14 protein-coding genes are annotated in these 10,123 nt (G+C 66.2%); 13 read left to right on the forward strand and 1 reads right to left on the reverse strand.

The genetic code is table 11. The annotated features are described in order from the left end of the window. Window positions 1-195: 195 nt before the first annotated feature. From A3840_RS17325 to A3840_RS19190, 12 genes are all read left to right on the forward strand, one after another. Window positions 196-1,251 carry a phage protease gene (locus A3840_RS17325; protein WP_067459868.1) on the forward strand — a complete coding sequence of 352 codons (1,056 nt, stop codon included), beginning with the start codon at window positions 196-198 and terminating at the stop codon, window positions 1,249-1,251. Then, window positions 1,252-1,659 carry a hypothetical protein gene (locus A3840_RS17330; protein ID WP_067459871.1) on the forward strand — a complete coding sequence of 136 codons (408 nt, stop codon included), beginning with the start codon at window positions 1,252-1,254 and terminating at the stop codon, window positions 1,657-1,659. Window positions 1,660-1,674: 15 nt separating this feature from the next. Then, window positions 1,675-2,568 carry a Mu-like prophage major head subunit gpT family protein gene (locus A3840_RS17335; RefSeq protein WP_067459874.1) on the forward strand — a complete coding sequence of 298 codons (894 nt, stop codon included), beginning with the start codon at window positions 1,675-1,677 and terminating at the stop codon, window positions 2,566-2,568. Window positions 2,569-2,582: 14 nt separating this feature from the next. Then, complete coding sequence (locus A3840_RS17340; RefSeq protein ID WP_067459877.1) at window positions 2,583-2,807, forward strand: HI1506-related protein; 225 nt, start codon at window positions 2,583-2,585, stop codon at window positions 2,805-2,807. A 3-nt stretch (window positions 2,808-2,810) separates the two neighbouring features. Continuing rightward, window positions 2,811-3,239 (forward strand): gp436 family protein, encoded by a 429-nt coding sequence (locus tag A3840_RS17345; RefSeq protein WP_067459880.1) that lies wholly within the window; start codon window positions 2,811-2,813, stop codon window positions 3,237-3,239. Beyond that, complete coding sequence (locus tag A3840_RS17350; protein ID WP_067459883.1) at window positions 3,239-3,697, forward strand: phage virion morphogenesis protein; 459 nt, start codon at window positions 3,239-3,241, stop codon at window positions 3,695-3,697. The genes A3840_RS17345 and A3840_RS17350 overlap by 1 nt, the downstream gene beginning before the upstream one ends. Further along, entirely contained in the window at window positions 3,694-4,191 is a 498-nt protein-coding gene (locus A3840_RS17355) for a Gp37 family protein (RefSeq protein WP_067459885.1), read from the forward strand. Before A3840_RS17350 ends, A3840_RS17355 begins: the two co-directional genes overlap by 4 nt. Before the next feature lie 29 nt (window positions 4,192-4,220). After that, window positions 4,221-4,442 (forward strand): hypothetical protein, encoded by a 222-nt coding sequence (locus A3840_RS17360; protein ID WP_067459888.1) that lies wholly within the window; start codon window positions 4,221-4,223, stop codon window positions 4,440-4,442. After that, the gene (locus A3840_RS17365) at window positions 4,442-5,893 is read left to right on the forward strand and encodes a phage tail sheath subtilisin-like domain-containing protein (protein WP_067459891.1); all 1,452 of its coding nucleotides are present in this window, start codon (window positions 4,442-4,444) and stop codon (window positions 5,891-5,893) included. Before A3840_RS17360 ends, A3840_RS17365 begins: the two co-directional genes overlap by 1 nt. Before the next feature lie 13 nt (window positions 5,894-5,906). Next, window positions 5,907-6,431: a phage major tail tube protein gene (locus tag A3840_RS17370; protein WP_067459894.1), complete on the forward strand. Its 525-nt coding sequence runs from the start codon at window positions 5,907-5,909 to the stop codon at window positions 6,429-6,431. Between the two features lie 81 nt (window positions 6,432-6,512). Beyond that, the gene (locus tag A3840_RS17375; RefSeq protein ID WP_067459897.1) at window positions 6,513-6,833 is read left to right on the forward strand and encodes a hypothetical protein; all 321 of its coding nucleotides are present in this window, start codon (window positions 6,513-6,515) and stop codon (window positions 6,831-6,833) included. Between the two features lie 35 nt (window positions 6,834-6,868). Further along, on the forward strand, window positions 6,869-6,961 hold the full coding sequence (locus A3840_RS19190) for a hypothetical protein (protein ID WP_245676659.1): 93 nt from the start codon (window positions 6,869-6,871) through the stop codon (window positions 6,959-6,961). On the opposite strand, the gene A3840_RS17380 is transcribed toward A3840_RS19190, so the two are convergent. Next, a complete protein-coding gene (locus tag A3840_RS17380) occupies window positions 6,927-7,235 on the reverse strand; it encodes a hypothetical protein (RefSeq protein WP_165603214.1) in 309 nt (102 codons plus the stop codon). The genes A3840_RS19190 and A3840_RS17380 overlap by 35 nt on opposite strands. A gap of 51 nt (window positions 7,236-7,286) precedes the next feature. Between A3840_RS17380 and A3840_RS17385 the strand changes: the two genes are divergently transcribed. Next, window positions 7,287-10,121, forward strand: a complete 2,835-nt coding sequence (locus A3840_RS17385; protein WP_165603215.1) for a phage tail tape measure protein — start codon at window positions 7,287-7,289, stop codon at window positions 10,119-10,121. The last annotated feature ends 2 nt before the right edge of the window (window positions 10,122-10,123 follow it).

The raw sequence follows: 10,123 nt of genomic DNA on the forward strand, positions 1-10,123 counted from the left end.
TAAATGCGTTTAAGGGGGTGCCACGGCGATATTTAAAGCCGCCCTCGCACGTCACTGTCATCTGCCGGGGAATTGGCCCGAAACTGGCCCCGGACACCTGTCCGGGTGTGATGGCTGGAGCCTGCCCATAAAACTTGCCCAGAACGAGCCGGCAATCAAGCCGCTCATTTCAGGAAAAGGGCAAGGGCCTCGAATATGGACGTGCTGCTGGCGACACACTCGATCGCGCTGCCCGGTGATGGCCAGGCTCCCGATTGGGTGCACCTGATCCCCGCCGGGCGCTTTGCCGGCCGGGATGGTCGCGGTCCCTACAAGCTCAATGACGCGGCGGCCGTGCTCGCCGCCAGCGGCCAGGCCGGCCTCGACCCGGTGATCGATTACGATCACCAGACGGACCTGGCGGCGGTGAAGGGCGTCGGCGGCACTGCGCCGGCGGCCGGCTGGGTGAAAGAGCTTGAGGCGCGCGCCGATGGCATCTGGGGTCGGGTCGAATGGACCGCCCGCGCCGCCTCGGCGATCGCGGCCCGCGAGTATCGCTACGTCTCCCCCGTTTTCCAGCACACCAAATCCGGCGAGGTCCTCAAGGTCCTGCGCGCCGGCCTCACCAATAATCCGAACCTCCAGCTGACGGCGCTCGCCAGCCAGGAGACCGATCCGACCAAGCTCCAACCCGAGGGAGAAACCATGGAAGAGCTTCTTAAGGAGCTGGCAGGCGCATTCGGCCTGCCGGAAGACAGCGACCGGAAGGCCGTTGTCGCTCATGCGACCCAGCTTGTTGCCGGGTCGAGTGCGCAGGCCACCGCGATCGCCGCCATGGCGAAGGCGGCCGGCGCGAAGGAAGACGATGCACCTGACGCCGTTGTCACGGCCGTCCAGGCCGCCATCGAAAAGGCTCCGGCCGCGACCGAGCCGGACCCGGAGAAGTACGTGCCGGCCGAGCTGGTCACCAGCCTCCAGGCCCAGGTCAAGGAGCTGATGGGCGACAAGACCACCCAGGTGGTCGATCAGGCCATCAAGGACGGCAAGGTGCCGCCCGCCAATCGCGATTGGGCAGTCGCCTACCACAGCAAGGACCCCGAGGGCTTCGCCAAGTTCCTGGGCGGCCAGCCGGCCATCCTGACGGCGGGTGCCGCGCCCGGCGGCAAGGTCGAGGGCGACGGCGCGCTCGATGCCGATGACCTGGCCATGTGCTCGGCGATGGGCATCGACCCCGAGGAGTTCAAGAAAACCCGCCAGAAGGAGGCCCAGTAAATGGCCGCGCTCACCAAGGACCGCAACACGCCGGAGCGCACCGGCAAGGATTTCAGCTTTCCGGTGAAGGCATCGACCCGGATTTTCGCCGGCTCCATCGTGGTGCTCGCCTCGGGTAATGCCGAGCCGGGCAAGACCGGGACGGGCCTTGTCGTGGTCGGCCGGGCCGATGCCCATGCCGATAACCGCAACGGGGCGGCCGGTGAGATCGACGTGCCGGTGCGCGCCGGTGTGTTCCGCTTCGAAAACTCGGCCAGCACCGACCTCATCACCCGCTCGGACATCGGGTCGGATGCCTGGATCGTGGACGATCAGACGGTCGCCAAGACGGACGGCAGCGCCAGCCGCTCGAAGGCCGGCCGGATTGTCGATGTCGATGACCTCGGCGTCTGGGTCCAGCTCGGCTAACAGGAGAACCGCTCAATGATTATCAACCAAGCCAATCTCGGCCGCCTTTATACCGGCTTCAAGACCTCGTTCAGTCGGGGTCTGGGGCAGGCCGATCCGCAGTGGCAGCGCCTCGCCACCCGCGTTCCCTCGACCACGCGCGAGGAAAAGTACGGCTGGCTCGGGAAGCTCCCGAACCTGCGCGAGTGGATCGGCGATCGCGTCGTTCACGGCATCCAGCTCCATGACTACGCCATCAAGAACAAGACCTGGGAAGGCACCATCGCTGTCCCGCGCGAGGACATTGATGACGATCAGTACGGCGTCTATGCGCCGCTGTTCGAGGAAATGGGCCGCTCGGTCGCCGCGCATCCCAACCAGCTCGTGTTCGAGCTGCTCAAGGCCGGCTTCACCTCGCCCTGCTACGACGGGCAGAATTTCTTCGACACCGATCACCCGGTGCTCGACGCCGATGGCAAGACGGTTTCCGTCTCCAACACCGGCGGCGGCTCGGGTGCGCCGTGGTTCCTGATCGATGATAGCCGCACGCTCAAGCCGATCATCTACCAGGTGCGCAAGGACTACGACATGGTGCGCCAGGATGCGCCGACCGACGACAATGTGTTCAACCGCAAGGAGTTCGTCTACGGCGTCGATGGCCGGTCCAATGTCGGCTTCGGCTTCTGGCAGTTCGCCTACGGCTCGAAACAGACCCTCGACAAGGCGGCCTACAAGACCGCCCGCGAGGCGCTGTCCGGCATGAAGGGCGATTACGGCCGCCCGCTGGGCCTCACGCCCAAGCTGCTGGTGGTTCCGCCCTCGCTCGAAGGGGCCGGCCTCGAAATCCTCAATGCCGAACGCGATGCGGCCGGTGCGACCAACGTCTACAAGGGCACGGCCGAGCTGCTCGTTGCTCCCTGGCTGGCGTAAGGGAGGGCTGATCCATGGCAAAGCTGAAAGTTCTTCGCATCACCGCCAAGCGCGACGGCCGCCGCCGCGCTGGCATCAACCATCCGTCCAGCCCGGTCGATCATCCGCTCGACGCCTTCTCGAAAGCGCAGCTCGCGCAGCTCATGGCCGACGATCAGCTCGTCGTTCAGGAGACCGAGATCGACGTGCCGGATGAAAAGCCGGCTGGCGGCGGCCGTGGCGGAAAGGCTGCGAGCTGACCGATGGCCTATGCGACCGCCCAGGACATGATCGACCGCTTCTCCGAGCAACAGCTCAAGGAGGTCACCGATCCCGATGTCGAAAGCATCAGGACCGAGGCGCTCGATCGTGCGCTTGAGGACGCATCGGACGAGATCGACGGCTATCTGGAGGGGCGGTATCGCCTGCCCCTCCCGAACCCGCCGCGCTCGCTGCGCATCATTGCGTGCAACATCGCAATGTATCGCCTGCTCTCGCTGCGCCAGATCGACGTGATGGAAGACCAGCGCAAGCGCTACGAGGACGCGATCAAGTTCCTGCGCGCCGTCTCGACCGGCGACATCAATCTGGGCCTTACGCCCGCCAATGAGACCGTCCAGCCCGCTGGCGGTCCGACCATGCGCGAGGGGCCGGTGCGCACCTTCTCGCGTGACAGGTTGCGGGGGTACTGATGGCTGGCGTCAAGGTTTCCATCACGATCCAGGATGACGGCTTCCGCGATGCGCTGACGCGCCTCTTGGATCGCACCGCCAACCTCAAGCCGGTGTTCGATGAGATCGGCTCGGCCCTGCTCGCCACCACCGAGCAGCGCTTCGAGAGCGAGAGCGGGCCGGATGGCTCGCCCTGGGCAGCGCACTCGCCCGCGACCCTGTTGCGGCGCGGCTCGAACGCCAGGAAGCTGCGCGACAGGGGTCACCTTTACCAGTCGCTCACCTATGCTTCGGGCCGGCTCAAGGCCGAAGTCGGCACCAACCGCATCTATGCGCGCATCCACCAGCTCGGCGGCCAGGCCGGGCGCGGGCGCAAGGTCACCATTCCGGCCCGGCCCTATCTCGGGGTCTCGACCGATGACCGGCGCATGATCGGCGAAATCCTGACAGACCACCTGGCCATGGCGGTGCGGCGATGATCGGCGAAGTCGAAGCGGCCATTGTCGAGCGCCTGACCGGCCAGCTCACCGGGGTGAAGGTCGAAGCCTTTCCCGACAAGCCCGACACCTACAACATGCACCACCCGAAAGGGACGGTGCTGGTCGCCTTCGGCCGCTCGACCTATTCGGCCCCGCGCTCGATCGACCTGGTTGTCCAGGAGCGCCGGGTCGAGTGGGACATCACGCTCCTGATGCGCAACCTGCGCGACCACGCCGGAGCCTATGACGTGCTCGACGCCATCCGGCTCGTGCTCACCGGCTGGCGCACGTCCGGCTGCGGCAAGCTCATGCCGGTGCGCGAGCAGTTCCTCGACCAGCGCCAGGGCGTGTGGACGTTCGTCCTGACCATGGCGCACTCGGTCACTGTGGTCGAATGCGCCGAGGAAGAGGACCTGCCGCTCCTCAAGCGCGTCAACACCGAAGACGATTACGGCACCACCCAGGCCCCGCCTGGTGAGCCTGATGACGACTGAAACCCGGCACAACGGAGGTTCGAAAGCCAATGGGTAAGTTCATCTACAAGGGTCCGATGTCCGCCGCCACGCTGCGCGATGGCACGGACGTGATCCTCATGAACGGCCGGGAAGTCACCCTGCCGGACAACAACGAATGGGTGCAGAGCCTTGTGGCCCAGAAGCGGCTCGTCCCGGTGACGGCCCAGCGCTCCGCGCCCAAGGCGCAGGGCAAGACCGCTCCCCAGCCCGCTGACAAGGAGACCAAGTAATGGCTGCGAACTTCCTTCATGGCGTCGAGACGATCGAGATCGACAAGGGGCCGCGCCCGATCCGGGGCGTGAAGACCGCCGTGGTCGGCCTTGTCGGCACCGCGCCGATCTTTGCGGTCGATGGCACGCTCGCCACCGTCAACGAGCCGGTGCTCGTCCTGTCCGATCGTGACGCGGCGCAGTATTTCGGGCCGCAGATGGAGGGCTTCACCATCCCCCAGGCGCTCGATGCGATCTTCGACCAGGGGCGCGGCATCGCCATCGTCGTCAACGTCTTCGACCCCGACGAGCATTCGACGGCCCAGCCGGAGGCGGCCAAGAGCTTTGCGTCCAATGATCGGCTCACCCTCGACCACCAGGGCGTGTTCAATCTCGTCGTCAAATCCTCGGACGGCAACACCACCCACGAGCTGGGCGTCGATTACGAGATCGATCCCGTCGCCGGCATCGTCACGCGCCTCGTCGGCGGCGCGATCGCGGCCTCGGCCTCGGTGCTGGTCGCCTACGACTATGCCGACCTCGAAAAGGTCCAGCCCTCGGACATCATCGGCACGGTCGATGTGGCGGGCAACCGCACCGGCCTCCAGGCGTTCCAGGACACCTATAATGACATGGGCTTTTTCGCGAAAATCCTGATCGCCCCTGTCTATGGCACGCTCAACGCGGTTGCGACCGAGCTGAACGTGATGGCGTCCAAGCTGCGCGCCGTCGCCCTGGTCGATGCGCCGATCGGCACCACCTTCGCCGAGGCCATCGCCGGTCGCGGCCCGAACGGCTCGATCAACTTCAACTATTCGGGCGAGCGGATGGTGCTCTGCTATCCGCACCTCAAGGTCTATGACATCGCGACCGACGAGGAGCGCCTGGAGCCGTTCAGCCAGCGCCTGGCCGGCGTCATCTGCGCGGTGGACAATGATCGCGGCTATTGGTGGTCGCCCTCGAACAACGAGATCAAGGGCATCACCGGCGTCGAGCGCAAGCTCTCGGCCATGATTAACGACCCCACCACCGAGGTGAACCTCTTGAACGAGAACGGCATCGTCACGCTGTTCAATTCGTTCGGGACGGGCCTGCGCACCTGGGGCAACCGCTCGGCCGCCTGGCCGACCGTCACGCACCCGAAGAACTTCATCAACGTGCGCCGCACGGCGGACGTGATCCATGAGAGCATCGAATATTCCATGCTCCAGTTCATCGACCGGCCGATCAACCAGGCGCTGATCGATGACATCAAGGAGAGCGTCAACGCCTTCATGCGCACGCTGATCGGGCGCGGCGCGCTGATCGACGGCAAGTGCATCTACGATCCGGCCAAGAACGAGCCGACCCAGCTGGCGCTCGGGCATCTGGTGTTCGACATCGAGTTCATGCCGCCCACGCCGGCCGAGCGGATCACGTTCGAGAGCTTCATCAACATCGAGATGCTGCGCCAGCTCGGCGGCGGCCAGTAAGGAGGTTTGACCCATGGTCAACAAGATCGCCATCAACCGCGTGACGAACGCGAACATCTATCTGGACGGCAACTCCCTCCTCGGTCGCGCCGAGGAGCTGGAGCTGCCCCAGATCAAGCACAAGATGGCCGAGCACAAGGCGCTCGGCATGGTCGGCACGGCCGAGTTCTTCTCGGGCATCGAGAAGATGGAGGCCAAGGTCAAATGGGCGTCCTTCTACCAGGAGGTGATGCGCGAGGCGGTGAACCCATTCAAGACGGTGCGCCTCCAGGCGCGGGCCAGCCTTGAGACCTATACCGGCCAGGGCCGCACCGCCGAGGTTCCGGTGGTCATGATGCTGACGGCCGCCTTCAAGGAGTTCCCGCTCGGCACCTTCAAGCAGCACGAGCCGGCAGTCGTGGATACCGTCCTTTCGGTCTACTACGCCTCCATGCAGATCGACGGAAACGAGATCTTCGAAATCGACGTGCTGGAGAACATCTACAAGGTCGCCGGAGAGGACGTACTGGCTACCTATCGCCTCAACATCGGGGCGTAGGCAGGGGCGGCGGGCGCTGACCGGCCTGACCAGCGCCCGCCGCTTTCATCGTGATGTCAGGCCAGCCAGGAGACAGGCCAAATGACTGACAAGACCGAAGACAAGACCGCCCCCGCCAGCGCCGCGCCCGCAGGCGTCAAGACCGTGACGCTGCCCAGCTCGGGCAAGGTTGCGACCATCCGCAAGGGGAAGGGCAAGGACATGCGGCTTGCCGCGCGTCACGTCAATCCCGCCCAGGACCCGATCGGCTATGCGATGGCGCTGGCCGCCCAGCTCACCGAGATCGACGGCAATCCGGTGCTGCCCGAGGAGCTGGACGAGATGGAGATGGATGACGTGGGGGCGATCATGAGCGCGCTGCCGGGAAAGTCCCTACCCCAAGAGATGCTTTCGCGCTCGTAACGGTGACGGGATGGTCGGCGGCCGAGATCGATGGAATGGACATCACCGATCTTGCCGATTGGCTCGAAGAGGCCGCCGATCACGCCAAGGCCGTCAAGGCTGCGCGCGAAGCCGCTCTTTCTTCTTGAGCTGGGCGGCTTCGTGCTCGGCCTTCGCCTGCGCCCAGCCCTGCCGCAGCCCGCCGCCGACCGTCTTAGTCAGCGCTGCCGAGCCGCGCGTGGCCATGATGATGGCTTTGATCCCGACATAGGCCAGCCCGAGGATCGCGCCGACGCCGAAGAGAATGAAGAAGAGAAACAGAAATTCCATGGCCTGACCCTTTTCGCTTCTGCCAATCCGAAAGTCTAACTCGATATGGACAGCATTTTCAATCTTGCGGTGATTATCCAGGCGGTCGATCAACTGACCGGACCTGCCCGCGAGATGGCTCGGGCGATCGGAGACCTCGACGCGATGGCCGATCGCGGCCGCGCGATGCAGGCATGGGGCAACCAGATGTCGGTCTCGGGCGCGCTGACGCAGGGGGCCGCGAACCAAATCTGGGGGGCGCTGCAAGGGCCGATCGATGCGGCGGCGCAGTTCGAGGAAAGCATGGCGCTGGTCCGCGCCGTCACCAACAACATCACCGGCGAAGAGTTCGAGATGCTCTCGGCCCAGGCGCGCGAGCTGGGGGCGACCACCACCTTCACCGCCACCCAGGCCGCCGATGGCATGGCCTTCCTCGCCAAGGCGGGGTTTGACGCCAATGAGCAGTTCGCCGCCATGCCGTCCATGCTGGCACTGGCGCGGGCCGGCTCGACCGATCTGGGCCAGGCCGCCGATATCGCCTCGAACATCCTTTCGGGCTTCGGGCTTGAGGCCGAGGAGATGACGCGCGTGGCGGACGTGATGGTGCAGACCTTCACCACCGCCAACACCGATATCCCGATGCTCGGCGACACCATGAAGTATATCGCGCCGGTGGCGCGGGCGGCGGGCATGAGCCTGGAAGAGAGCGCCGCCATGGCGGGCCTGCTCGGCAATGCCGGTATCCAGGCGTCGATGGCCGGCACCACCTTGCGCTCGATGCTCCAGCGGCTGGCCGCGCCGGGCGGGGCGGCCGCCACCATGCTCGAAGAGCTGGGCATCTCGGTCGCCGACAGCGACGGCAACATGCGCTCGATGGTCGATCTGCTCGCCGATGTCGGCCATGCGATCGATGATCTGGGCACGCAAGAACAGCTCCAGATCATCTCGACCATCTTCGGGCAGCGCGCGGCGGCCGGCGCAGCCGAGATGCTGGCGCAGGGAACCTCGGTCGCCGAATATGTCGATCTGATTACCGACAGCGGAGGCCGCGCCGCCCAGGTCGCCGCCGACATGGCCGACAATTACCGGGGCGCGCAGGTCGAGTTCGCCTCGGCGATCGAGGGCTTGCAGATCACGTTGGGCTATCTGCTCCTGCCAACGCTCACCGAGGTGGCGCGGGTGGCGGCCGGCGTGGTGCAAGTCCTGATGGGATGGGCCGAGGCCAATCCCTGGCTTGCCGAGATCGCGCTCAAGATCGCGCTGATCGCAGCCGGGGCGCTGCTGGTGATCGCGCCGATCCTTTCAATCATCGGCGGCTTCGCCACCATGGCCGGCGTCGGACTGATCGCGCTGTCCAAGATCGGCGTGGCGTTCGTCTGGCTTCTCCCGAAGATTGGTGCCGCGTCCGTCGCGATCGGTCTTTTTGTCGGGCGCATGGTCATGGGGGCGGCGACGGCCGTCCCGGCCTTCCTGTCCGGCCTGGCGTCCATGGGTGCGGCGCTGGGCGGGGCGCTGCTCACCGGCCTGCGCGCGGTCACCGGCGCGGCCCGCGCCATGGGCCTGGCGTTCCTCATGAACCCGGTGGTGCTGATCGCGCTGGCGATCGCGGCGGCCGCCTTCCTCATCTGGCAATATTGGGAGCCGATTTCCGCGTTCTTCGTCTCGCTCTGGGGCGACGTTCAAACGGCGTTTGAAGGCTTTTCGAGCTGGCTTTCGGGGTGGTGGGAGACCGTCGCCGCCGCCTGGGGCGCGATCACCTGGGACGGGATCATTCCAGATTTCGACTGGTCGGTGCTGATCCCGCCGATCACCTGGGAAGGCTTCCTCACCGCGCTTGACTGGCTGACCTGGCTGACGCCGATCCGGTGGCTGGACTTCATTCCCGGCTTTTCCTGGGCCGAGGTGCTGGAGGGCGTTGCCGAGTTCGACTGGTCAACGCTGATCCCGAACGCCCCAGAGATCGACTGGTCGGCCGTCACGCAAGCGATCGCCGCCCCGATCGAGGCCGCCTTCGGGCTGGTCGATGCCGTCTGGGGGCGCTTGCAGGCGCTGTTCGAGTGGTCGCCGATCGAAGCCATCACCGGCGCATTCGGCGGGATCGGCGAAACGCTCGTCGGCTTCATCTCCGACGCTGCCGACATGGCCGGCGCGGCGTGGAACCGGGTGACCTCGCTGTTCTCCAGCGCCGATGCCGTCGATCTGGCCGCCCGCGATCCCGCCTCCATCGAGCGCGCCACGGCGGCCGCAAACGATCTGGCGACGGCTCTGGAGGGTGTCGCGGTCCTCGACATGAGCGCCGCCCAGGCCGGCGTCAACGCGGTCTCCGATGCCGCTGCCAACGCCATCAATCAGGCGGCCGGCATTCCGCGCGCGGCCGACGACGCGGTGCGGGCGGCCCGTTCGATCGTGGCACAGGCTTCGTTCCACAATGAGGGCGTCTCGCTGATGGCAACGCTCGCGGCCGGCATTCGCGCCGGGGCGGCCCAGGCGGTCGAGGCCGTGCGCGATACCGTCCAGGTCATGCGTGACCACCTGCCGCATTCGCCCGCCAAGGTCGGCCCGCTCTCGGACCTGCATCGCGTCCAGTTCGCTGAAACGCTGGCCGATGCCGTCCGCCCTGCGCCCGCGATCGAGGCGGTGCGGCGCATGACGGCGGGCATGGCGGCCGCGCTGGCCGGGGCCACGCTGTCCATGCCTGCCGCCGCCAGCCAGCTCCCGGCCATCAACCCGATCAACCTGCCGGCCGTCTCGCTGGCCATGCCCCAGGTGGGCCTTGGCGCGGATGCGGCCGGCCCGGCCGGCGCGATCGGCGCGGCCCAGCCGGGCGTCCAGGTCTCGATCGATTTCAGCCCGAACATCACCATGCCGGGCGCCGGGGGCGGCGAAGGCGGCAGCGCGCAATCGCGCGAGCAGATGCGCGAGCTTCTGCGCTCGATGAGCTACGAGATGGTGCAGCTGATCCAGGATGAATTGAAGCGCCAACAGCGTCAGGAGTATTAACG

Source organism: Devosia elaeis, assembly GCF_001650025.1.
GTDB classification, from domain to species: domain Bacteria; phylum Pseudomonadota; class Alphaproteobacteria; order Rhizobiales; family Devosiaceae; genus Devosia; species Devosia elaeis.

Excerpts from the sequence above, each read along its gene's own strand:
- A3840_RS17345 (WP_067459880.1), top strand. The coding sequence starts at position 2,811 with ATGGCCTATGCGACCGCCCAGGACATGATCGACCGCTTCTCCGAGCAA.
- A3840_RS17360 (WP_067459888.1), top strand. The coding sequence starts at position 4,221 with ATGGGTAAGTTCATCTACAAGGGTCCGATGTCCGCCGCCACGCTGCGC.
- A3840_RS17325 (WP_067459868.1), top strand. The coding sequence starts at position 196 with ATGGACGTGCTGCTGGCGACACACTCGATCGCGCTGCCCGGTGATGGC.
- A3840_RS17375 (WP_067459897.1), top strand. The coding sequence starts at position 6,513 with ATGACTGACAAGACCGAAGACAAGACCGCCCCCGCCAGCGCCGCGCCC.
- A3840_RS17370 (WP_067459894.1), top strand. The coding sequence starts at position 5,907 with ATGGTCAACAAGATCGCCATCAACCGCGTGACGAACGCGAACATCTAT.
- A3840_RS17350 (WP_067459883.1), top strand. The coding sequence starts at position 3,239 with ATGGCTGGCGTCAAGGTTTCCATCACGATCCAGGATGACGGCTTCCGC.
- A3840_RS19190 (WP_245676659.1), top strand. The coding sequence starts at position 6,869 with ATGGACATCACCGATCTTGCCGATTGGCTCGAAGAGGCCGCCGATCAC.
- A3840_RS17335 (WP_067459874.1), top strand. The coding sequence starts at position 1,675 with ATGATTATCAACCAAGCCAATCTCGGCCGCCTTTATACCGGCTTCAAG.
- A3840_RS17385 (WP_165603215.1), top strand. The coding sequence starts at position 7,287 with ATGGCCGATCGCGGCCGCGCGATGCAGGCATGGGGCAACCAGATGTCG.
- A3840_RS17355 (WP_067459885.1), top strand. The coding sequence starts at position 3,694 with ATGATCGGCGAAGTCGAAGCGGCCATTGTCGAGCGCCTGACCGGCCAG.
- A3840_RS17365 (WP_067459891.1), top strand. The coding sequence starts at position 4,442 with ATGGCTGCGAACTTCCTTCATGGCGTCGAGACGATCGAGATCGACAAG.
- A3840_RS17330 (WP_067459871.1), top strand. The coding sequence starts at position 1,252 with ATGGCCGCGCTCACCAAGGACCGCAACACGCCGGAGCGCACCGGCAAG.
- A3840_RS17340 (WP_067459877.1), top strand. The coding sequence starts at position 2,583 with ATGGCAAAGCTGAAAGTTCTTCGCATCACCGCCAAGCGCGACGGCCGC.